Source organism: Pseudoalteromonas sp. RB2-MNA-CIBAN-0110, from assembly GCF_040309305.1.
GTDB classification, from domain to species: domain Bacteria; phylum Pseudomonadota; class Gammaproteobacteria; order Enterobacterales; family Alteromonadaceae; genus Pseudoalteromonas; species Pseudoalteromonas arctica.
The window spans coordinates 134,663-156,323 of sequence record NZ_JBEOOQ010000001.1 but is presented as its reverse complement, the minus strand read 5'-3'; the positions used below and the strand labels follow the sequence as shown (position 1 = coordinate 156,323).

General features: G+C 37.4%; 28 protein-coding genes and 1 pseudogene. 22 read left to right on the top strand and 7 right to left on the bottom strand.

The window, feature by feature from the left end:
- Nucleotides 1-62: 62 nt before the first annotated feature.
- Together ykgO and AAEY68_RS00700 are read right to left on the bottom strand one after the other, a co-directional pair.
- Nucleotides 63-197: a type B 50S ribosomal protein L36 gene (gene ykgO / locus AAEY68_RS00705; protein ID WP_002958669.1), complete on the bottom strand. Its 135-nt coding sequence runs from the start codon at nt 195-197 to the stop codon at nt 63-65.
- Nucleotides 194-460 (bottom strand): type B 50S ribosomal protein L31, encoded by a 267-nt coding sequence (locus tag AAEY68_RS00700; RefSeq protein WP_007580864.1) that lies wholly within the window; start codon nt 458-460, stop codon nt 194-196. Before AAEY68_RS00700 ends, ykgO begins: the two co-directional genes overlap by 4 nt.
- Before the next feature lie 241 nt (nt 461-701).
- Here AAEY68_RS00700 and AAEY68_RS00695 point away from each other — a divergent pair, with 241 nt between their 5' ends.
- Complete coding sequence (locus AAEY68_RS00695) at nt 702-971, top strand: hypothetical protein (protein ID WP_007580861.1); 270 nt, start codon at nt 702-704, stop codon at nt 969-971.
- 325 nt (nt 972-1,296) lie between these two features.
- Entirely contained in the window at nt 1,297-2,259 is a 963-nt protein-coding gene (locus AAEY68_RS00690; protein WP_024593037.1) for a sensor domain-containing diguanylate cyclase, read from the top strand.
- A 74-nt stretch (nt 2,260-2,333) separates the two neighbouring features.
- On the opposite strand, the gene AAEY68_RS00685 is transcribed toward AAEY68_RS00690, so the two are convergent.
- Nucleotides 2,334-3,374, bottom strand: coding sequence for a metal-dependent hydrolase (locus AAEY68_RS00685; protein WP_024593036.1), 1,041 nt, complete (start codon nt 3,372-3,374; stop codon nt 2,334-2,336).
- Nucleotides 3,375-3,638: 264 nt separating this feature from the next.
- Nucleotides 3,639-3,886: pseudogene (locus AAEY68_RS00680) on the bottom strand (LysR family transcriptional regulator); the annotation flags it as partial.
- 169 nt (nt 3,887-4,055) lie between these two features.
- Here AAEY68_RS00680 and AAEY68_RS00675 point away from each other — a divergent pair.
- On the top strand, nt 4,056-4,535 hold the full coding sequence (locus tag AAEY68_RS00675; protein WP_024593035.1) for a hypothetical protein: 480 nt from the start codon (nt 4,056-4,058) through the stop codon (nt 4,533-4,535).
- A 22-nt stretch (nt 4,536-4,557) separates the two neighbouring features.
- On the opposite strand, the gene AAEY68_RS00670 is transcribed toward AAEY68_RS00675, so the two are convergent.
- Entirely contained in the window at nt 4,558-5,445 is an 888-nt protein-coding gene (locus AAEY68_RS00670) for a LysR family transcriptional regulator (RefSeq protein WP_222714732.1), read from the bottom strand.
- Between the two features lie 116 nt (nt 5,446-5,561).
- Here AAEY68_RS00670 and AAEY68_RS00665 point away from each other — a divergent pair, with 116 nt between their 5' ends.
- The 7 genes from AAEY68_RS00665 to AAEY68_RS00635 all read left to right on the top strand — a co-directional run bounded on the left by AAEY68_RS00665 (nt 5,562) and on the right by AAEY68_RS00635 (nt 10,792).
- Complete coding sequence (locus tag AAEY68_RS00665; RefSeq protein WP_024593033.1) at nt 5,562-6,734, top strand: MFS transporter; 1,173 nt, start codon at nt 5,562-5,564, stop codon at nt 6,732-6,734.
- 158 nt (nt 6,735-6,892) lie between these two features.
- Nucleotides 6,893-7,708 (top strand): 2,5-didehydrogluconate reductase DkgB, encoded by an 816-nt coding sequence (gene dkgB, locus AAEY68_RS00660; protein ID WP_024593032.1) that lies wholly within the window; start codon nt 6,893-6,895, stop codon nt 7,706-7,708.
- A gap of 79 nt (nt 7,709-7,787) precedes the next feature.
- A complete protein-coding gene (locus AAEY68_RS00655; protein WP_002958660.1) occupies nt 7,788-8,075 on the top strand; it encodes a putative quinol monooxygenase in 288 nt (95 codons plus the stop codon).
- A gap of 770 nt (nt 8,076-8,845) precedes the next feature.
- Nucleotides 8,846-9,190 carry a hypothetical protein gene (locus tag AAEY68_RS00650; protein WP_024593030.1) on the top strand — a complete coding sequence of 115 codons (345 nt, stop codon included), beginning with the start codon at nt 8,846-8,848 and terminating at the stop codon, nt 9,188-9,190.
- Nucleotides 9,191-9,216: 26 nt separating this feature from the next.
- Nucleotides 9,217-9,375 carry a hypothetical protein gene (locus AAEY68_RS00645; RefSeq protein WP_007378675.1) on the top strand — a complete coding sequence of 53 codons (159 nt, stop codon included), beginning with the start codon at nt 9,217-9,219 and terminating at the stop codon, nt 9,373-9,375.
- A gap of 109 nt (nt 9,376-9,484) precedes the next feature.
- On the top strand, nt 9,485-9,889 hold the full coding sequence (locus AAEY68_RS00640) for a hypothetical protein (RefSeq protein WP_002958658.1): 405 nt from the start codon (nt 9,485-9,487) through the stop codon (nt 9,887-9,889).
- Nucleotides 9,890-10,027: 138 nt separating this feature from the next.
- Nucleotides 10,028-10,792 carry a 2-keto-4-pentenoate hydratase gene (locus AAEY68_RS00635; RefSeq protein ID WP_024593029.1) on the top strand — a complete coding sequence of 255 codons (765 nt, stop codon included), beginning with the start codon at nt 10,028-10,030 and terminating at the stop codon, nt 10,790-10,792.
- A gap of 76 nt (nt 10,793-10,868) precedes the next feature.
- Here AAEY68_RS00635 and AAEY68_RS00630 read toward each other — a convergent pair whose 3' ends face one another.
- The gene (locus AAEY68_RS00630; protein ID WP_081707857.1) at nt 10,869-11,729 is read right to left on the bottom strand and encodes a delta-class carbonic anhydrase; all 861 of its coding nucleotides are present in this window, start codon (nt 11,727-11,729) and stop codon (nt 10,869-10,871) included.
- A 103-nt stretch (nt 11,730-11,832) separates the two neighbouring features.
- Complete coding sequence (locus AAEY68_RS00625) at nt 11,833-12,486, bottom strand: DUF6058 family natural product biosynthesis protein (RefSeq protein WP_024591738.1); 654 nt, start codon at nt 12,484-12,486, stop codon at nt 11,833-11,835.
- Between the two features lie 171 nt (nt 12,487-12,657).
- On the opposite strand from AAEY68_RS00625, the gene dapA reads away from it, so the two are divergent.
- The 12 genes from dapA (at nt 12,658) to AAEY68_RS00565 (ending at nt 21,638) form a co-directional block, all read left to right on the top strand.
- Entirely contained in the window at nt 12,658-13,575 is a 918-nt protein-coding gene (gene dapA, locus AAEY68_RS00620; RefSeq protein ID WP_024593027.1) for a 4-hydroxy-tetrahydrodipicolinate synthase, read from the top strand.
- 118 nt (nt 13,576-13,693) lie between these two features.
- Nucleotides 13,694-14,407, top strand: coding sequence for a beta-ketoacyl synthase chain length factor (locus AAEY68_RS00615; protein ID WP_173585785.1), 714 nt, complete (start codon nt 13,694-13,696; stop codon nt 14,405-14,407).
- A complete protein-coding gene (locus AAEY68_RS00610) occupies nt 14,400-15,182 on the top strand; it encodes a lysophospholipid acyltransferase family protein (protein ID WP_024593026.1) in 783 nt (260 codons plus the stop codon). Before AAEY68_RS00615 ends, AAEY68_RS00610 begins: the two co-directional genes overlap by 8 nt.
- Nucleotides 15,179-15,436 (top strand): phosphopantetheine-binding protein, encoded by a 258-nt coding sequence (locus AAEY68_RS00605; protein ID WP_007580830.1) that lies wholly within the window; start codon nt 15,179-15,181, stop codon nt 15,434-15,436. The genes AAEY68_RS00610 and AAEY68_RS00605 overlap by 4 nt, the downstream gene beginning before the upstream one ends.
- A gap of 21 nt (nt 15,437-15,457) precedes the next feature.
- Nucleotides 15,458-15,703, top strand: a complete 246-nt coding sequence (locus tag AAEY68_RS00600) for an acyl carrier protein (protein WP_002958648.1) — start codon at nt 15,458-15,460, stop codon at nt 15,701-15,703.
- Nucleotides 15,704-15,857: 154 nt separating this feature from the next.
- A complete protein-coding gene (locus AAEY68_RS00595) occupies nt 15,858-16,274 on the top strand; it encodes a COG4648 family protein (protein ID WP_350585336.1) in 417 nt (138 codons plus the stop codon).
- On the top strand, nt 16,267-17,631 hold the full coding sequence (locus AAEY68_RS00590; RefSeq protein WP_024593024.1) for an AMP-binding protein: 1,365 nt from the start codon (nt 16,267-16,269) through the stop codon (nt 17,629-17,631). The genes AAEY68_RS00595 and AAEY68_RS00590 overlap by 8 nt, the downstream gene beginning before the upstream one ends.
- Nucleotides 17,615-17,980: an ApeI family dehydratase gene (locus AAEY68_RS00585; protein ID WP_024593023.1), complete on the top strand. Its 366-nt coding sequence runs from the start codon at nt 17,615-17,617 to the stop codon at nt 17,978-17,980. Before AAEY68_RS00590 ends, AAEY68_RS00585 begins: the two co-directional genes overlap by 17 nt.
- The gene (locus AAEY68_RS00580; protein WP_024593022.1) at nt 17,973-18,722 is read left to right on the top strand and encodes a glycosyltransferase family 2 protein; all 750 of its coding nucleotides are present in this window, start codon (nt 17,973-17,975) and stop codon (nt 18,720-18,722) included. The genes AAEY68_RS00585 and AAEY68_RS00580 overlap by 8 nt, the downstream gene beginning before the upstream one ends.
- On the top strand, nt 18,712-19,680 hold the full coding sequence (locus AAEY68_RS00575; protein ID WP_024593021.1) for a lysophospholipid acyltransferase family protein: 969 nt from the start codon (nt 18,712-18,714) through the stop codon (nt 19,678-19,680). Before AAEY68_RS00580 ends, AAEY68_RS00575 begins: the two co-directional genes overlap by 11 nt.
- Nucleotides 19,673-21,217: an HAL/PAL/TAL family ammonia-lyase gene (locus AAEY68_RS00570; RefSeq protein WP_024593020.1), complete on the top strand. Its 1,545-nt coding sequence runs from the start codon at nt 19,673-19,675 to the stop codon at nt 21,215-21,217. The genes AAEY68_RS00575 and AAEY68_RS00570 overlap by 8 nt, the downstream gene beginning before the upstream one ends.
- Entirely contained in the window at nt 21,210-21,638 is a 429-nt protein-coding gene (locus AAEY68_RS00565) for an acyl-CoA thioesterase (RefSeq protein WP_007580812.1), read from the top strand. The genes AAEY68_RS00570 and AAEY68_RS00565 overlap by 8 nt, the downstream gene beginning before the upstream one ends.
- The last annotated feature ends 23 nt before the right edge of the window (nt 21,639-21,661 follow it).

Genomic DNA, 21,661 nt, shown 5'->3' with positions numbered 1-21,661 from the left:
CCCCCCTAAATTAGGTAGCTTAAGCAAGCTACCTAATTATATGTTGAGCATCCCCGTTTAACTTATTTCTTTTTCATTCCTTGTACTGCTTTAAAGCGTGGGTTGTTTTTACAAATTACAAATACGCGGCCTTTGCGTTTTACAATTTGACACCCCGGACGTTGCTTAGCACTTTTAAGAGAGCTTAATACTTTCATACCTTTTCCTTTTTAACAGTCGATAAACTTTTAAAACGACGATTAAACTGCGCAACGCGGCCATCTGTAGCGGTTGTTTTTTGCTTGCCTGTATAAAATGGGTGCGAGTCACTTGATACATCAATAGGTACGTATGGATATGTATTACCGTCTATTTCTACTGTGCGGCTCGTTTTTATGGTTGAGCCAATAATAAAGTAAGAATCGGCAGCGGTATCGTGAAAAGCAACCACGTGGTAATCAGGATGAATATTTGGTTTCATAATACGCCTCAATAAATGATATGTGATAGTATATCATTTTAATTTAACGTATTTATTCTCCCATTGCAAATTATTTAAATGTTCCTCAAAAAGGCCGTAATTGCTGGCTATTTGCGCAAATAAATCAAAAAATAAGCACTTGAATCAAAAATGCTGGCTATTGGCGTTTAGGCTGTTATAACTATATTTAAGAGTTAAAACGTTAACAAATACGGTTATAAAGTTATTACAGAGGTTATGTATGAGTGACGCAACACAACAACAAGAACAAATTGATCAAGGGGTGATGGAAACCCTAAGAGAGCGCGACCACAGTACCTTGGCGCAACAAGTAAATCCTTTAACCTGCAACCACAATGATATTGTAGAGTTACTAGCAAGGTATATGGCACTAAGCGAGCAAGAAGATGATGAGCTGTTTGATGATTGGTTTGATAACCTAACTAAAGAGCAACATACTGTTTTAAAAGTATTTGAAGTTTACCGTGGACAATATGAGCACCAAAATTAAAGTGTTTATTTTTGTAAGTATGCCAAATCCAGTGGTTATTTAAATAAAACTAAATAGCCACTACTTTTTCATTAAAGAGTAGCTATGTTGTATCAACTACTACTCCCGCCTGTTTAAATCATAATTTTTTGCGGATTGAATCTTATCTTTATTTAGGCACGACTTACTGATATTTATAAATATTTATTTATTGCTATTTTTAGGTAATGTTCTAGTTTGAATAGGCAGACTGTTTATAGTTTAAATAAGTTTATCGGATTATATACTCGAAAATATTCGCTCCAGTTTCGTAATTTATAAAACATTTAAAATTAATAGAGCTTTAATGATTAAACCTGAGATTCCAAATAACGAAGCTGAGCGATTACACGCGCTTAGAGCATTAAAAATTCTAGATACGTCTCATGAAGAGCGCTTTGATCGTGTTACTCGTATTGCCAAGCGTATGTTTAATGTTTCTATTTCATTGGTTACTTTGATTGACGAAGACCGCCAGTGGTTTAAATCAAGACAGGGGCTCGATGCGCCTGAGCTTCCTCGCGAAACCTCATTTTGTGGCCACACCATAAATCAAGACGAGTTATTAATAATCCCAGATACAGCTCAAGACGAAAGGTTTTTTGATAACCCCTTTGTTACAGGCGATCCTAAAGTACGCTTTTATGCAGGCTTTCCTTTAAAATTAAGGGAAGGAGTCATTATAGGCACTTTGTGCCTTGCCGATAATAAACCTAGACAACTCAATGATGAAGAAAAACAATTACTAAGAGATTTAGGCACGTTAGTCGAGCGAGAAATTCAATCAATTCAACTAGCCACAATTGATGAGTTAACAAGAATCTCTAATCGACGTGGCTTTTTAAACCTTGCCGAACATACGCTAAATGTATGTAGGCGAAACAAAGTATCAATGTCGTTTATATTGTTTGATCTCAATAAGTTTAAACAAATTAATGATATTTATGGACACCACGAAGGCGATTTTGTATTAAATAAATTTGCACAAATTATGCTTAGTTCATTTCGTGATTGTGAAGTCATAGGTCGACTTGGCGGAGATGAATTTGTTGCGATGTTAAGCGACTCAGACGAGACAAAAGCAGAGTTTGTTTTACAAAGGTTTGCGGATGCAATAGCGCATGCTAATAATACCTTAAACAAGCCATACAAAATTGATTACAGTGTAGGAGTAACACACTTTAAACACGATACAGGTAAATCAGTTGAGGATATGATTCAAGATGCTGATGTTGCAATGTATCAGCAAAAAAAGCAGCAATCACTTTAGTGAACTATTTAGTTTAATTGCTGCTTGAACTTCACTTAACTTCCTCATGCTAGTATGAACCTTATAATATGCCGTTATTCGCTATTGCAGTCATTTTTTGCCGCGGGTGATGCTAAAGACACATTTGGTTGCCAAACCCTGTTCCATATTTTATGAAGATTGTTTAAGTTTGGTCCTTGACTTATTTTTTCAAAGTTACCAATGCTCACTTCTGAATCATTTTTTTGACCCACTACAAAATTAAACACATAGTTGCACTCCATGCCCATACGTAAATCAGAAAGTACAATATTGCTTTGCTGTTGGCGCACCGAATAAAACCCTTTAGTAAACCACTGCAAGCGTTTTATAGCCCATTCATCGCTAATATTATTTAACAGTGAAGGCGTTGTTTGATAAGCCGTTAATGTAACATCGCTGGGCGCGTCAAATACTGATGCATAACCTTCGTAGTATTGTCCGTCAGACATCACAACAATACGCCACAGCAAAGTAGTTAGCGGAGCAGGCGTACTAACATACGCATTGACTGGTATTTGCCTGTTGTTGAGAGCCGTTTTTACTTTGTCATCAATATTTACTTTTAAAATTAAAGCGCAAAATAAATATAGACTACTTAAAACTAAGGCTGCTGCATTTATACGATAAGCCATTGCTGCTTTTATTTTGGGTATTAGCGTACATATTACGCCAATTAATAAAGGAAGCGTGTAAGCGGGGTCAATAATAAACACACTAGAAACCGCAAAGGGGTACTCAGTAAAAGGCCAGAGTAGTTGTGTACCGTATACCGTTAGGCTGTCTAATAGGGCATGTGTAGATAAACTTAAAAATACTAGCCAAAACCAGCGCACTTTATAAATTTGCATTCCCGCGTGTACTTTTAATATTAGCCATACAATGAGCGGGCTAATTAATAAATGTATTAATAACGAATGGCTAAAGCCACGGTGATAAGTAAATGCTTCTACAGATCCGCCATATGGCAAAAATACATCTAAATCAGGGAGCGTGCCTAAAATTGCTCCCCATAAAACGGCTTTTCGACCTATTTTATTGCCTAATACCGCATAACCTACAGCACTACCTAATGCTACCTGCGTTAAAGAATCCATTTTAATTAATACCTTTAATTACTACTTTTATTATTTATACTTTTTGATTATTAAAAAGCGTCAAAAAATCGGTTAAAACATTTAATAAGCATATCAATATTAATATACAGAGCTTATAAACTAAGCCTAAGCTTTATGAAATCTAAAAAAGCCACAATTCGCGATGATACCGCACTGTTTCGCCGCTGCTTGCGCTAAGCGAAAACGTAAATGAAATGAGTTTTAATAACGGCCAAGTTTACGAGCATGTAAGTTCGAATCTTATAAATCACCAATACGTATGGCTAAGTCTGTTTTATGCTCGAGTAAATTAATAGTACTGCCGTATGAGGTTATATCAAGCGTTATGTGAGGGTATTACTTAGCGAATTCACCAATTAAAGGCGTAAGTTGATGCAATACAAAAGGGTTTGCCGAATCTATTAGCTGCTTACCATTTGGCGCTTGTTTTAAAGCTTTATGGCGTTTTCATCTGTGCATAAAATATTTAGCCTTTCGCAGGCGTATTTTAAAAGTATAGCTTTCCTCGCATTTTAAATTAAGCAAAATAATACCCCGTGGCGACTTATAAGTCCTGTTCCCGTTTAAAATAAGGATGGTCAATTTGTTACCATATTTGGAATGATAATTGCTTCTAATTATAAAAATAAAGTCGTCAATTTTTAGACACATGAGGCAAAAATGAATTTTGGAACTCTTTCTTCACAGTTATACAATGACAATAGCTATTCGAATCTAAGTAATTTAAATAAAAACACTGTAAAAACGGATGATCCTAGTAAAAGTCCAGAGGCTAAAGCAGACTCTTCTTTAAATAAAGACGCCGAAAAAACTACGAGCTCTACTGCAGCTACTGAAGACGCAAAGTCTATCATTAGCAGCGAAACAGAAAATTCGAGTGACAATTCAGCAGTTCAAATGAACAAAGCGATCGAGTCAATTAAAGATTTACAGAGTAAAATAAGAGAAATGACCAATAGTTCTGATACGCCCACAGGGGAAGCGGTAGAAGAGCTAAGCGAACTTAAAAAGCAACTCGATAGTGAGCTATCGTCGATACAATTAACAGTGCGAAAAAATGTATCTACTTTAATGGATTCAATGTTTTCATCATCTTCAGATAATAAAAATTCAGGTTTGCTTTTTAATAACCAAGCATAATTTAACTTGCTTTTTAATATAGTTATAAGCTTAGTCGTGGCTTTATAAAGTCTAAAAAAGCCACAATTCGAGACGATACCGCACTGTTTTTATAATACACGGCTTGTACAACCTCTCGGTTATTAGGAGAGCTAACTGCACTGGGTAACACTTCAACTAATTTACCTGTTTTTAAGTCATTGCCAATCATAAAGTGAGAAAGTAACGCCACACCTTGGTTTGCAATGCACAGCTGGCGCACTGTTTCGCCGCTGCTTGCGCTAAGCGAAAACGTAAATAAAGCGGGCTTTACTAACGGCCAAGTGTTTAATTTAGGGGAGTCACTAAAACCAATTAACTTATGGTTTTGTAAGTCATCTATTTGTGTAATTGCTGCGTTGTTTTTTATATATTCTGGGCTGGCTACAATACGTAACTGACTGCTGCCGAGTTTACGAGCATGTAAATTTGAGTCTTTTAAATCACCAATGCGTATGGCTAAATCGGTTTTATGTTCAAGTAAATCAATAATGCTGTCGTGTGAGGTTATATCAAGCGTTATGTGAGGGTATTGCTTAGCAAATTCGCCAATTAAAGGCGTAAGTTGGTGCAATACAAAAGGGCTTGCAGCATCTATTCGCAGCTTGCCACTTGGCGCTTGTTTTAAAAGCTTTATGGCTTCTTCACCGGTATAAAGCGTATTTAACCCTTCGCGCGCATATTTTATAAAAGTATGGCCCTCTTCGGTAAGTTCTAATCGGCGTGTTGTCCTGTTTAGTAAAGTGCATTGCAGTGTATTTTCAAGGCGTGATACAGCTCGCGACACTTTAGCCACTTGTTGATCGAGCAAATTAGCTGCCCCCGAAAAGCTTCCGCAATCTACTACCGTTATAAATGTTTCTAAATCTTCAGTTTTTGAATGAACAGCCATAAATATACCAACACCATCTTTGCATTATTAACAAAAGTATTTTGTCACTAATGCTATTTTTTGCAAACGATATTTTAGCCAAACTACATTTTTCAAATATTAATGAGGATATAACTATGCCATTGGCTTTGTGGGCGCTTACCTTAAGCGCATTTGCAATAGGAACAACTGAGTTTGTAATAGTGGGATTAGTACCCACCATTGCAAACGACTTAGGCGTAAGCCTACCTTCAGCGGGTTTGCTTGTAAGTTTATATGCGGTTGGCGTTGCTATTGGTGCACCGGTGCTAACAGCTTTAACGGGTCGTTGGAATCGTAAAGTGGTCTTAATAAGCTTAATGGGCTTGTTTGTATTGGGCAACTTATTGGCTTGGCAAGCGCCAAGTTACGAAACATTAATACTTGCGCGCATTTTAACGGGGCTTGCCCATGGTGTGTTTTTTTCAATCGGATCGATGATTGCCACAAGTCTAGTAAGCAAAGACAAAGAAGCCAGTGCAATTGCCATTATGTTTACCGGGCTTACTGTAGCACTAGTAACCGGTGTGCCATTAGGTACATGGATTGGACAACACTTTGGTTGGCGTGCAACGTTTTTAGTTGTGTCGGTATTAGGTTTAATTGCATTAATCGGCAGCTCTATTTTAGTGCCAAAAAACTTAAAACAATCAATACCAGCCACGTTTAAAGAACAACTACAAGTAATTGTGAAACCGCGTTTATTACTCGTATATTTAATGACGATATTGGGCTACGGCGGCACGTTTACAGCGTTTACTTATTTAGCACCTATTTTAGAGCAACAAACAGGTTTTGCGCCTTCGGCTATTGCTTTAATAATGCTTGTTTACGGTGTATCGGTAGCGATAGGTAATATTTGGGGTGGAAAGTTGGCCGACAAACGCGGCCCAATTAGCGCACTGAGCATTATATTCAGCGCTTTGAGTATTATTTTACTGATATTTACTTTTACGATGGAATCAAAAATTGCTGCTGTACTTACTATTTTAGTCTGGGGCGCATTTGCTTTTGGTAATGTGCCAGGCTTGCAACTTTATGTAGTAAAGCAAGCACAAAAGCACACGCCCAATGCGGTAGATGTTGCATCAGGTTTAAACATAGCCGCATTTAATATTGGTATTGCACTTGGCTCAATTATTGGTGGTAGCGTAGTAGAGAACATGACCCTGCAAGATACAGCATGGATAGGCGCCGTTATCTCTGTTTTAGCACTTGGTGTTACACGCTACAGCGGTATGCTTGATAAACGTGAAATTCAGCAAGCATAAAGCCTTAGCTGTTAACCTTGAAACTAAAATTAATGACCTCATACCTGTTATGAGGTCATAGATTTTTAAGTGACAGTCGTAATAAGAAGTAAAAGGTGTATTTCGTAAAACTTCAGTGAAGTTTGTATTTCAAACCGATTATTTTATAAGGATAAACCATGACAAAACGTGTAATAGAAATGCCAGAACTAGGTATGGGAACATTCCGCTTAGAGGGCGACACTGCCTATAACTCAGTAAAAATGGCACTCGAAGTTGGGTTTCGCCATATTGATACTGCACAAATTTATGGCAACGAAGAGCAAGTAGGCCAAGCTATAAAAGATAGTAATATTCCGCGCAGTGAAATATTCTTAACCACCAAAGTGTGGAATAACAAATTAAATAAAAGCGACTTTATCCCAAGCGTTAAAAAGTCACTTGAAAAGCTACAAGTTGATTCGGTCGACTTACTGCTAATTCATTGGCCATCGCCTGCTAACGACGAGCCAATGAGTGAATACCTCACTGAATTACTGAAAGCGAAGCAGCTTGGTTTAACTAAGCACATTGGTGTATCAAACTTCACCATTGCAAACTTAAATGAAGCAATGCAAACGCTTGACTCGCGTGAAATATTTACCAATCAGGTTGAGGTGCACCCATATTTAACTAATACTAAATTACGCGCATTTTGTGCTCAGCACGACATTCATGTAACAGCATACATGCCATTTGTAGTAGGTAAAGTACTAAAAGATCAAACCATTATCGACATTGCTAAAAAGCACGATGCAAGTCCAGCACAAGTTGTTTTAGCATGGGTTAACGCCAACGGCATGACGACAATTCCATCATCAACTAAGCGTAAAAACTTAGAAGATAACTTTAACGACCACGTTAAATTAGATGATGAAGACATAGCCCGCATTGATGGTCTTGATTGCGGCGACCGCCAAGCAACACCAGAATTTGCGCCGCAGTGGGATCAGTAAACGTACCCCAAATGCAAAGTTAAACTAAATATTTTAAGGTGTAGATTATCTACACCTTAACTTTTAAAAAGGAATACACATGTTAACGGTTATAGCTGCACTGTCGTGCAAAAATATTGATGCAGATGTAATGCTTACAGCACTTGAAAACTTACAAAAGTCATCGCGCCAAGAAGTAGGGTGCTTACGTTATGAATTATCAGTAAAAAGTGATGATGAACATACCGACTATGTAGTTAGTGAACAGTGGGCGTCTGACGAGCACTTTGAAGCGCATAAAAACGAGCCACACTTTAAAGCGTTTGGTACGCAAGTTACTGGGCTTTTAACCAATAGTAGTATTGATGTATATAAATCAATTGGTTAAATTCTTTTTATAGTGCCTATTATGGTATGTATTAAACTACTTAGCTAAATTACATATAACCAAGTAAATACTCAAATAGGTGCTGTTAACTTACATCACCTTTTATTCTTACACTCCAACCTGCCTAAATACTCTACTTCCCCAATATACCAATGAAACCTATTAGGACTCTTTTTTGTTAATGCACAGTGCGTCGAAATCAAAAGAGGTTCATAACACTATTAAAAGTCGTTTTGGTATCACAACCCACTCTGATAAATAGCCTATTTAATTTGTTGTTTACATTAAAGTTCTCTGGTGTAAATTATAGAAATATAATATGGCATTTTAGTCAGCCGTAAATAGCCCGAGTGGTACTCAGTATGAGGCTTAAAATAGCAAACTATTTATATATTTTTTGTGTATTATATTTTTACAGCTGAGTTAATTAAACCAATGATGGAGACTTGGGTATGGAAATTAATAAATCAAATCAATCTGTTCTTATTTTTGTAATCCCTTTATTAACTGCGTATTTCGGATCAAAAGTTATATTTCACTTATTTGCTTTTGAGTATCTTGTGTTTACAGATACTTTTGACATTCTAAAGCTACTCATTGATATTAGTGTATTTGGAGTGTTGTTCTATATTAGTTCACTGGGTGTTGGTTACTTCATCAGAGCTAAAACATAAGTTTTTTAATCATTAGTTGGTAAATTGCTAGCTGAAGAATCACAGCCAATAAAGCTTTAATAGCTTTAAGCTGTATCAATTTATATGGAAATAATAATGAAAAAATTAATCGCAATAGTAGCGTTGTTAGGCTTTGCTTCATTTGCACAAGCTAATGATAGTTTTGTAGTGAATGCCAAATTTTATGATAATAAAAACCTAATTGGCTCAACTAATTTAGTTGTAAATTCAAATGAAGAGGCATCAATTTCAGTTGATAATTCGTATAGTTTTGCTCTTACAGTAACGCCAATTGATGATTCTACTGTTAGTTTAGCAACTGACCTGAAGCTAGGTGGAAAACATATGGCACCCTCTTTAGTTGTTGAACTAGGCAAAGAAGCAAGTATCAATATTGATGGTAAAGAGCTTTCAGTTTTAGTAAGCAAATCAAGCAGCTAATAAGTTAAAAATTAGGAATATAATTAATGAGAAACTCAAGAAATGAAATAGTAAAATATGGAGTCTCTTTTGGTACAGCCCTAGCAATTGCTATTTCATGGAGTGCTAATGAGTCTGTGTTATGGGCAATTTTGCACGGTTTTTTATCTTGGTTTTATGTTATTTGGCATGTAATTACGCGATAAGTGTCTTCGCGTGTGCACTGATTGATTATGTAGACTGCGGTCAATGTTAATAGCCGAGCAATTACCATTTAAAACGATTAAGTTAAAAATATAAAAGGAATAATTAATAATGAAAGGTGCGGGTGGAAGCTCTGGTGGTATTGGGCATTTTTTTATTGGTTTGATTATGATGTGCGGTGGCTTTTATATGCTGCTAAACGCAATTTCGGTGACTTCTAATTTTGGACTAAGTTCTCGCATTTATAGTGTTAATGCTTTAGGTGGCTTTGGCGTTACAGGCGGCATGGTTATGATCCCATTTATTTTTGGTGTGGGTCTGATTTTTTACAATTCTAAAAATATTTTAGGCTGGGTGCTATCTCTAGGTTCGTTAACCGCACTCATATTTGGCGTTATATCGAGTGTGCGATTTAGTATGCGAACTATGACGTCGTTTGATTTGATTGTTATTATAATTTTAGCGTTTGGCGGCTTAGGGCTATTTTTACGTTCGCTTAAATCTATTGATACTTAAATAATTACCACGCTTTGTTTTAAATACAATTTTAATTATAGGCATTTAACATGATGTTCTAATGCCTAAGCTAATACATTAATAATATAACCCTTCCTATTTACTGCTTAACCAGTAACGTATTTTAAAGAGATTTATGTGAACAACTCAATACAGCTAAAACTAATTGCTACTCACTTATTAGCACAAAGAGAAGAAAACCCAGCACGTTCAAATTTTCCTAAAGAGTTAGTACTAGACTCGACTGACGATGCAATAGAAGTACAAAAGTTGATGATTTACTTAAATGATCAAACGGTATATGGCTGGAAGTGTATGCTGCCTTTAGATAATGGCTCAATTATATTAGCGCCTCTTTTACATGCACCTATAAAACAAGCTGAAAATTGCCCACTGTATACAACAAACAATAAAGCGCTTGTTGAACCAGAAATTGCATTTATTTTGCAAAGCGATTTACCAAGTAATAAGACCTATACAAATGAAGACGTGGATACTGCATTTGCCAGCGCCCACTTGGCACTTGAGCTTATCCAAAAAAGGTTTGATGAAGACACTCCAAACACGCACATTGAAAAGCTGGCCGATGGCCTATCTAATCAAGGCGTGTATTTAGGCCCACAAATAGATAAAGCCAAAGCGTATAACGCAAGTACTGTAAATATTAACGTTAAGCAAACTGAGCTGGAGTTAAACCTAGCGGGTGTGCATCCTGCAGAGCTTGCGCAGCTTCCACTTTATTGGGCAGTTAATTACTTATCAGCAAAGGGAATTAACTTAAAAGCAGGGCAAGTGTTTATAACTGGTTCTTACTGTGGTGTTGTTGAGCTTAATACCAATGAGCAAACATGTATTACATATGAAGATTTAAATACATTTAATGTGACATTTTTATCCCATTAAGCGAAGTACTCATTTTAACGGTCATAATAAAACAACCCACTAATTAGTGGGTTGTTTTTATTTGGCTAAATTTTAATTATTTGATTTTAGAGAGTAGTGCAGGATTTATTACGAGATTTCGTACGCCGTGAGCGTGATCTTCGTTAAAGGTGTTACTTTCACACCATTTGCCAACACTGTTTATATCAACCTTTGCTACTTTTGGTTTAACTGACCATGTTACTTGAAAAGGAGAGCCTGCTTCGTTGTAACTAGGACCAGTAGTTGAACCGCTATAAACAACCGATTTACCCGTATTTGTAGGTGTAGCAATAGCTTGATAGTAACCATTAACAGATGACACGGAGCTTATTTGAGCAAAATCAAGTGCGTTAGCATCGTTTACTAATACATATACTTGAGCTTCAACACGTAGTTGCGGATTTTTAATCGAATCGCTTAAACAGCTACCCAAGGTAGGGCCTGGTTTTACAATTGCTGACGTATGAACGTTATGAACCTCAATGGTATCGCCAACTAAAAGCGCGCCGTGATCGCTCGGACAAATTTCAATTTTTGCTGGTTTACTTTCACTTTTAGTTAAAGAGCCTGAATATAAGTAGCCACTTTTAAAGCCTTTTCCATTACCATTTCCGGCATATTTACTAAACTCGCCACCGGCATGTTCAGCATTTTTATGAAAGTGTATATTACATAAGTTCATATTTGATGAAGTTGGGGCATGAGAGAAAACTACGGTGTTTTTGCCTTTATAATTATCAATATTGCGTGGAGATTGTGGGCCAAAACCTTTATTCGCAGTGTTTTTAGCAAGCGCTGCACGCTGTATTTTTATTATGTCGTCATTTACTATTCCGTGGTTAGCTTTAGCTAGCGTATTAAAAGACAGGATAGTGATTACAGCAGAAATTACACTTATTTTTGTTTTGATTGTCATTGAGTCAGTGCCTTTAAATCATGTTTTACGTAACAATTAAGTTAACAGATCTTGTTTTTCGTAAAATAATCCTAAAATAATAAATAATCAAACTATTGCAAAGCTATTTTATAGATAAGTCGTATTTTAAAATAAGTGCATCTATATAGCGGGTGCGTAATGTGTGTTGTTTTTCATGATCGGCGCCATGCCCTAATGCTTTGTTTAAAAGCTTCATGGCGGGGTGCAGTAGCGCTCTTTCTTCTTGGTTTAAGCTCGCTTTACTGCGCAGTTCTGTAATGTCGTCAACTAATAGCCTGCCAATATCTACCGAGACTATTTCGTCTATTAATCCATTTTGAGTAAGCACGCCGTACTTACTGCATAAAAACTGTTGCCAAATTTGCTGCAAGTGCTCGTCTATTTCGCAGCCAAATAGCTCTTCGCTAAACGTAAACCCTTGCTGAGCGAGTTTAGTTAGGCTTGCAGTATATTGCTGTGCAAAATAATTAAAAGCATGGCTTGATGATTCTATTTTTTGTTTTAAAAGACCTTGACCCCAATTAACACAGCCGCGCGGGTAATAGTCGTCATACTCTTCGCATTCATACAAACCTGAATATGAGCTGCAGCTAAGTTGACTTTTAATACAGTAACTTGGTTTTGGGAAAACACTTCGCTCTTGCCAAGCTAAAAGTGTATCTGCATCTATATTTAATGCTTGGCACAGTTCATCGGTGTTATAAAAATGAGTTGCTAAGTAGTCAGATAAACGCATAAAGCCTCTGGTATCGTTAAAAATAAAATACTGTTCATATATACAGTTGTTCATTTTGTATTACCAAACTTAATAACACAAGAGATTTTATAATTAAATGTGGGCTTACACCTCCAAAAGTACCGGCAATTATGTTACAAATAGCGCAAGTTTTATAAATAATGATTTTTTATGCGCACCCTAGACCAAATTAAACAAGCAAGCCTTATTACAGCTATTAAAACGCCATACTTAGCAAACGGTGAAATAGACCTAGCAAAGTACGATGAACTCGTAGAAATACAAATTGCAGCAGGCGTTGACGGCATTGTAGTTGGTGGCACAACAGGCGAAGGCCAGTTAATGAACTGGGAAGAGCATTTAATGCTTATAGCGCACAGTGCAAACAAGTATGGTGACAAACTGGTTATTGTTGGTAATACCGGTAGTAACAACACCCGTGAAGCGATTAAAGCAACTAAATATGGCTTTGCCAGCGGTATGGATGCAGCACTGCAAATTAATCCATACTACGGACGTACGTCTATTGCGGGTGTTAAAGAGCACTTTAAACGCGTGTTAGATATTGGACCTGCCTTTATTTACAACGTAGCAGGGCGAACAGGTCAAGACCTAACACCTGATATTATTGAGCCACTCGCTAAACATGAATATTTTATTGGTGTAAAAGAGTGTGGCGGTAATGAACGTATTGCCCATTATGAACAACAAGGTATTGCATGTTGGTCGGGTAACGATGACGAAAGTCATGATGCGCGCCACACACATAAAGCGCACGGTGTTATTTCGGTTACTTCTAACCTTATACCTGGTTTGTTCCGTCAGTTAATGGATACGCCAAGTAGCGAGCTAAATGCGTCGTTACAACCATTGATGAACTGGTTGTTCTGTGAACCAAACCCGATTGCTATTAATACCGCATTGATGATGACTGGCGCAGTAAACCCAGTATTTAGATTACCGTATTTACCGCTTAGTGATGAGCAGCAAGCCCAAGGCGAAGTGTTAATTAATGAGTTAAATAACAACGATGTTGTTGGCGGCACAGCTAAGTGTATAAAGCAGGACGATATAGCCCTCCTTTCCTAGCAATATGAGCAAGCACTGAACAAAGTGTTAGTTCAGTGCTTTTTGTTAATGATTATTTACTTCTATTGCTAAAATCGGTAAAATTCCTTCCCTTATATCTTATAAAATATGCAGAGCTGTGAAATTTGTTGTTGAAGAACTCGCTATATGGATAAAGCCCGAACAGCGACAAATAAAAGAGAGTAATTGGTTTGATTCCTCCGTATTAAATCTTAGTTGGGTGCCTGCTATGCAGCGACGCCGAATGACTTCCTTTATTAAAATGGCACTCTTTAGTGCTCATCAAGTAAGCACTCAAGGTAACTATGTTAATTTACCGAGTGTTTTTTCTTCTCGCCACGGTGATTTTCACAAAACGTCTAACTTACTTATTGATGTAGTAAATGATCAGCCACTGTCGCCCACTGGTTTTGGGTTAAGTGTGCATAATGCCGCATCGGGACTTTTTGGGATAATACAGGGTAATACAAGTGCTACAAATGCTATTGCTGCAGGAGCCGAAAGCTTTATTTATGCACTCGTAGATGGCTTTGTAAGACTTGCTGATAACGATCAGCAACACATGTTAATAGTTCATACCGATGAGACTCTCCCCGATATTTACGCTCAGTACGCCGATGAACAGCAAATAGCACACTCTATTGGTTTAATAATAAGAGCGCCGCAAAAAGGCGAACCCCATTTTAGTTTAAACAAAGTATTTAATACGGGCATGGAAAAAAGCGACTTACCAATGAGTATTCAATGCGCTAAAGCTTTGTATGAGCGAAGCAATACATTACTTGTTCATAACACGCTTGAGCACGACTGGCAGCTTACATACCATGCTTAAAAATATACAAAGGCTATGTGGGTTGATTTGGCGGATTATTGCTACTGCATTTTGCTTTTCAGTTTTTGGAATGGGTGGTTTAGTATTAGCCTTTATTGTTTTTCCTGCTCAGCGCCTATTTCAAAGTGACTCAGTTAAACAAAAGATTAAGGCTCGAAAAACAGTACATTACAGCTTCAAATTGTTTGTTAGTTTAATGCATGTAACGGGCGTTATTCGATTTCATATTAACGATAAAGCAAAAATTGAAGGCTTAAAAGGGCAACTGATATTAGCAAACCATCCTTCTTTAATTGATGTTGTTGTTTTAATTTCGGTAGTAAAAAATGCAGATTGCGTAGTAAAGGCACATTTATTTAAAAATCCTTTTATGCGCGGCGTTATTAAAAGCACCGGCTATATAAGTAATGACGATCCGCAGGAGCTATTACGAGAGTGCGAGCGCAGTTTGCAAAAGGGTAATAACTTAATTGTATTTCCTGAAGGGACACGGACAGAGCCTCACAAAACATTAAAGTTTAAACGAGGCGCTGCAAATATTGCAATTAGATGTCATGCGCCCATTACTACTTTTTTAATTAAAATGAAGCCAAACACTTTAACCAAAGGCACACCTTGGTATAAGGTCGCGCCATATCAGGCGCATTTTACAATGGGGCTTGCGAGCCAGCAGTTTAATTGTGCAACGTACGACAGCGATATGCCTGCGATGCAATCACGCCAATTGACTAAAGATTTACAACATTATTTTACACAAGAGCTAAAAAATATATGAGCGAATTAAAAGAACAAATAAAACAACTGATTATCTCAAGCCTTGACCTTGAAGACATGACCACTGCTGACATTCAAGATGATGACGCTTTATTTGTAGATGGCCTAGGGCTAGACAGCATAGATGCATTAGAGCTTGGACTTGCGATAAAGAAGCAATTTGATGTGAAAATAGATGCAAACTCTGATCAAACTAAAGCGCACTTTGCCTCAGTTAATTCTTTAGCAAAATTTATTGAACAAGCACGTTCTTAATATATAAAAGTAGGAAGAAAGATGAAAACCGCTGCTGAAATTTATGATGTATTACACGGCATTTTAGAAAACGAATTTGAAATAGACCCAGAAGATATTAGCTTAGAGGCTAACCTGTACCAAGATCTTGATTTAGACAGTATTGATGCAGTTGACTTAGTTGTGAAATTAAGAGAAATCACAGGTAAAAAAATTGAGCCTGATGCCTTTAAACTTGTGCGCACAGTGCAAGACATAGTCACCGAAATAGAAAAGTTAGTTAACTAATACGATGTTAAAAGCAGTTTTAACAACGTTAATTATGATTTGCTTGGCTTGCTACCCTATTATTGTGTACGTAGGCCTTACGCGTTTTAATAGTCAGATTATTACAGTATTACTGCTATTTTTACTCGGGCTTAGACTTTGGTTAAGCAGAGCCTTGTTTGATAAAATGCCGTGGTTAAAGCCCGCTACATTTTTAGCAGCGATTACTATTTTGATTTCCAAGGTAATGGATAGCAACTTAGGGCTGCGTTTGTATCCTGTAATCATTAATTTAGTTATGTTAGTTGTGTTTGCGTATTCTTTGTATAAAGGGCCTTCTATTATTGAAACCTTTGCGCGCATTACTGAGCCCTCACTTGATGAAAACGGTGTAATTTATACAAAAAAAGTAACGCTAGTGTGGTGTGTTTTTTTTGTATTAAACGGTGGCATTGCCCTGTACACCAGTATTTTTAGTAGCCTAGAAACCTGGGCTTTTTATAATGGTTTTATTGCTTACTTAGCTATGGGCACATTGTTTGCTATAGAGTGGCTAGTCAGACAAAAAGTAAAAAGGAACGCCGGTGTTTAATGCTTTTCAAAGTAATGCGATAAGAACATGTTTTAATCATACTGATAATGATATTTCGGAGCGTCAGTTTGTTAGTGATATAAACGAAGTTTTAGCAAAGCTATCAACGTTAAATGCTAAATCATCGGTTGTTTTATACACCACAGACACCTACAAATTTGCCGTGTACTTATTTGCTTTGGCACTACACGGAAACACAGTGATTTTGCCGCCTAATGGGCAACCTGCAACGTTAAACTCCTTGCTTAAACAAACACCTTTTTTTATTGGTGAGTCTGAATTAGTAGCCGATTTAGAGGCTGATTTTTTAGATATAGGAACCTTAGTCAATCAACCTCACTTTGTATCTATTGAAACAATTAAATGGCCTCAAGAAGGCACAATTGTTTTTTACACGTCGGGCTCGTCGGGTAAAGCAAAGCCAATTGTAAAAACGTGGCAGGTAATAAATAAAGAATTAAGTACATTAATTAATAGCTACGCACTGATTGATAATCCTATTTTTATAGCGAGTGTTTCGCATCAGCATATATACGGCTTATTGTTTAGATTATTGTGGCCATTACGTGCAGGAAAGGTTGTAAATACAGAGCTATTGCATTACCCAGAACATATAGCTACAAAGCTCAAGTTATTTAAAAAAGTAGTGTTTGTTTCAAGCCCAGCGCAGTTAAAACGGTTATGTATTGATAATGTTTTAGTGGATGATAAGTCTCATTTACAATGGATTTTTTCATCAGGTGGACCGCTATTAAACGAAGATGCTGTATCGTTGTTTACGCAATTAAATAAACCAGTTACACAAGTTTTTGGTAGTACCGAAACCGGTGGTATTGCATATCGACAAGTTACTTCACTTGAAAAGGTTAGCCTTTGGCAACCTTTTTCGGGTATTAAAGTACGGGCTTTGGACGATCAGCGTTTAATTTTAAACTCACCGCTCGTTCGCGACAAAAATTACCCTTTAGATGATAGAGGCGAAGTACTTAAAAATGGTCAATTTAGACTATTAGGCCGATTCGACCGAATTATAAAATTAGAAGAAAAGCGATTAAGTTTAGATGAGCTAGAACAACATTTGTGTACTAGTGAGTGGGTAAGTGAAGCTAAAGTAATCGCCTTGCCTGGTGAGCGATTAATTGTAGGCGCTATTGTTGTGCTTACGCATAAAGGGCAGATGTTTTTTAATGGTGACGGTAAGTTAGCTACAAATAATTTATTAAAAGCGCATGCATTAGCGCGCTTTGAGCGAATTTGTATCCCTAAAAAGTGGCGTTTTGTAGAGCAATTACCATACAACTCACAGGCAAAGTTAAATTTAAAAGCATTGGAGAGTCTTTTTGCAAAAGTTGACTAAAACACAGCCTGATTTACTGTCTTGTGAAAAAGCAGAGCAAAAGTATAAATTAAGCTTACTAGTTCCTCATGATTTAGATTATTTCAAAGGACATTTTACGGATGGCCCAATACTCGCAGGTGTTGTGCAATTAGACTGGGCTGTGGCTGCAATTTGTAAATATTATAATGTTCTGCAACCTGTTAAAAATGTTGAAGTATTAAAATTTCAGGTAGTGATTACCCCAGGTATAACAATCGAATTATTGCTTGAGCAAAAAGCAGAGAATAAATATACCTTTTCGTATAATTCAAACAAAGGACAGCATGCATCTGGCCGTGTTGTTTTTGATAGCCTGATAAATGAATAACTTTTGTATTGTTATCCCAAATTATAATCACGTTACGGTTATTGATGATGTACTGAGCCAATTATCGTCATTTAATCTTCCTATTATTATGGTTGATGACGCAAGCAACGCCGAAGCTAAAAATGTGTTCAGTAAGCTTGATGCAAAACACGCGCAGTTGAGTGTAGTTGCCCACGACGATAATCAAGGCAAAGGCGGCGCGGTACAAACAGGCTTAAAGCAGGCACATAAGCTAGGTTTTTCGCATGCGATACAGATTGATGCAGATGGGCAGCATGACTTATCTGATATTAAAAAACTAATAGCGCTTTCAAACGCTCAGCCTAAAGCGCTTATAAGCTGTTGCCCAATATATGACGATTCAGTGCCTAAACACCGTTATTTAGCACGTTATTTAACGCATGTGTGGGTATGGATTGAAACGTTAAGTTTTACAATTGTAGATTCGATGTGTGGCTTTAGAGTGTATCCACTTGAGCAAAGTACAAAGCTAATTGATGAGGTATCGCTTGGAAAACGCATGGATTTTGACCCCGAAATTTTAGTGCGTTTATATTGGCGCAATGTGCCTTTTGTATTTTTACCTAGCCAAGTAATTTACCCCGAAAATGGGCTTTCTCATTTTCAGCCATTACACGACAACGTGCGTATTTCGTGGTTACACACCCGCTTGTTTTTTGGAATGTTGATTCGCTCTCCTGTGTTAATTTGGCATAAATTAAAGAGGCGTTATGGCCGCTAAACACTGGTCTAAAATGCAAGAGCGCGGTAATTTCTTAGGTATTCAAATACTGTTATTTGCTCATAAATTACTGGGTAGAAAAGGGCTGTGGATTGTTTTGTTTCCTGTCGTTTTTTATCTTTTTTTAACAGGAAAAGTAGCGCGTGTAGCATCTAAAGCGTTTTTAGATCAAGTTAATGTTTACCAAGGCCGCAAACAACCTGTTACGTTTAAAATGCAATTAACGCACTTTTGTAGTTTTGCAGATAGCGCATTAGATAAAATTGATGCTTGGCTTGGGCGAATAACCCAACGTGATATTAAATACACTAATGAGCATTTATTTGCTGAGTTAGATGAGCAAAACCAAGGGGCTATTTTTATAGGTTCCCACTTGGGGAATTTAGAAGTGTGCAGGGCACTTAGCCAGCACCGCAGCAGTAAAAAAATAAATGTACTAGTGTTTACCCATCACGCTGTTGAATTTAATAAAATGCTTAAAAAGATTAATTCAGATGTGTCGGTTAATTTAATACAAGTGACTGATATGGGGCCTGACTTAGCTATTTTACTAAAAGAAAAAGTAGAGCAGGGAGAAATAATCGTTATTGTTGGCGACAGAACAAGCACAACAACGGCTTCTCGGTCGGTACAGGTACCATTTTTAGGCAAAAATGCCCCATTTTCACAGGGGCCTTTTATATTAGCCGCGCTGCTTGATTGCCCTGTTTACTTTTTGTTTTGTTTAAAAGATAAAAAAAGCAAAAAGTATCAAGTGATATTTGAACATTACAGCCAATCATTAAAAATGCCTCGACGAGAGCGACAGCAGGCGCTAACACTTATTATTACTGACTATGCACAGCGTTTGAGTTATTACGCAGCTTTATATCCTTATCAGTGGTTTAATTTTTACGATTTTTGGAAAAGTGATCAGCAGGTAGTGCGCGATCAATCAATGGAGAACAAGTGTGACTGAACAAAATATACAGCTTTTTGGCAATCAGCGATTATCAATTGAAGATATTGTTCGAGTTGCCTTTAATGAAACACAAGTGCAATTAAATAGCTGTGAAACTTTTAGCGTTAAAATTAATAGCGCTTTGCGTTTTTTAGACACACTTTTAAAAGAAGATGGCGTGATTTACGGCGTTACTACTGGTTACGGTGATTCTGTAACGGTGGCTGTACCCCTTGATTTAGTTGATGAATTACCTCTGCATTTAACTCGCTTTCACGGCTGTGGACTCGGGGATGTATTTAATAAAGTGCAAGGGCGTGCAATTTTAGCGACCCGCTTAACATCACTTTCACAGGGCTACTCTGGTATTAGCTGGGAAATGCTGCACCTACTTAAAGATTACTTAAATAACGATATAGTGCCTGTGATCCCGCAAGAAGGGTCCGTAGGTGCCAGTGGCGATTTAACACCGTTATCTTACGTTGCAGGTGCGATGGTAGGTGAGCGTGATGTGTTTTACAAAGACCAAGTACGTAACAGTGCAGAAGTTATGAAAGAAGTTGGCTTAGAACCACTAACACTAAGGCCAAAAGAAGGTCTTGCCGTTATGAATGGCACAGCGGTAATGACTGCATTAGCGTGTTTAGCGTTTGATAGGGCTAATTACTTAGCTAAACTGGCGAGCCGTATTACTGCATTATCAAGCTTAGCGCTTAAAGGAAATAGCCATCATTTTGATGAGATATTATTTTCAGTTAAGCCACATCCTGGGCAGCAGCAAATTGCACGTTGGATAAGAGACGATTTAAACCATCACGATCACCCTCGTAATGCAGACAGACTTCAAGATAGGTATTCAATCCGTTGTGCACCCCATGTTATTGGTGTTCTGCAAGACAGTCTGCCGTTTTTTAGGCACATGATAGAAAACGAGCTTAATTCAGCAAACGATAACCCAATAATTGACGGCCAAGGTGAGCATGTATTACACGGCGGGCATTTTTACGGAGGCCACATTGCAATGGCAATGGATAGCATGAAAACAGCCGTTGCAAACCTTGCTGATTTAGCAGACAGACAAATCGCTTCTTTGGTTGATACTAAGTACAACAATGGGTTACCTTCAAACTTGTCTGATAGTGCACCAGAGCGCCGTTATATTAATCATGGTTTTAAAGCGGTTCAAATTGGCTGTAGTGCTTACACTGCTGAAGCATTAAAGCTAACCATGCCGGCCAGCGTTTTTTCTCGCTCTACAGAGTGTCATAATCAAGATAAAGTGAGTATGGGGACTATTGCGTCTCGCGATTGTTTACGTATTTTACAGCTAACAGAACAAGTGTTAGCAAGTACGTTATTAGCAAGTATTCAAGGTGTTAGATTGCGTATAAAACAAGGCGATCTTGAGTTTTCGACTTTAACGCAAGATATGCAAAACATGTATACCGATATAACTGATTACTTTGAAAACCTCACTGAGGATAGACCAATGGAAGCCGTGCTAAGGCAAACAATAGGGTATATTCAAACTAAACGTTGGGCGTTGTATGAATAGTAAAGGTGCATTATTAACGCATGTTGTAGAAATTGAAATTCCATTTCATGACTGCGATCCAATGAATGTTGTATGGCATGGTAACTACCCACGTTACTTAGAAGTAGCGCGCTGCGAGTTACTGCGTTTATTTGATTATGATTACCCACAAATGCATGAATCGGGCTACGCGTGGCCTATTGTTGATATGCAAATAAAGTATGTCGCCTCGGCAGTATTTACTCAAAAAATTAAAGTAGCGGCTTATTTAAAAGAATACGAGAATAGACTACGGATTGATTACGTAATCACTGACTCGCTAACTAATAAGCGCCTTACTAAAGCCTCAACCACGCAAGTTGCGGTTGAGGTTAGCTCCAAAGAAATGCAATTTGAATCACCCGCTATTTTATTTAATAAGTTAAAAGCGGTTTTGAATTAAATTTTTATTTTATAGGCGATTAA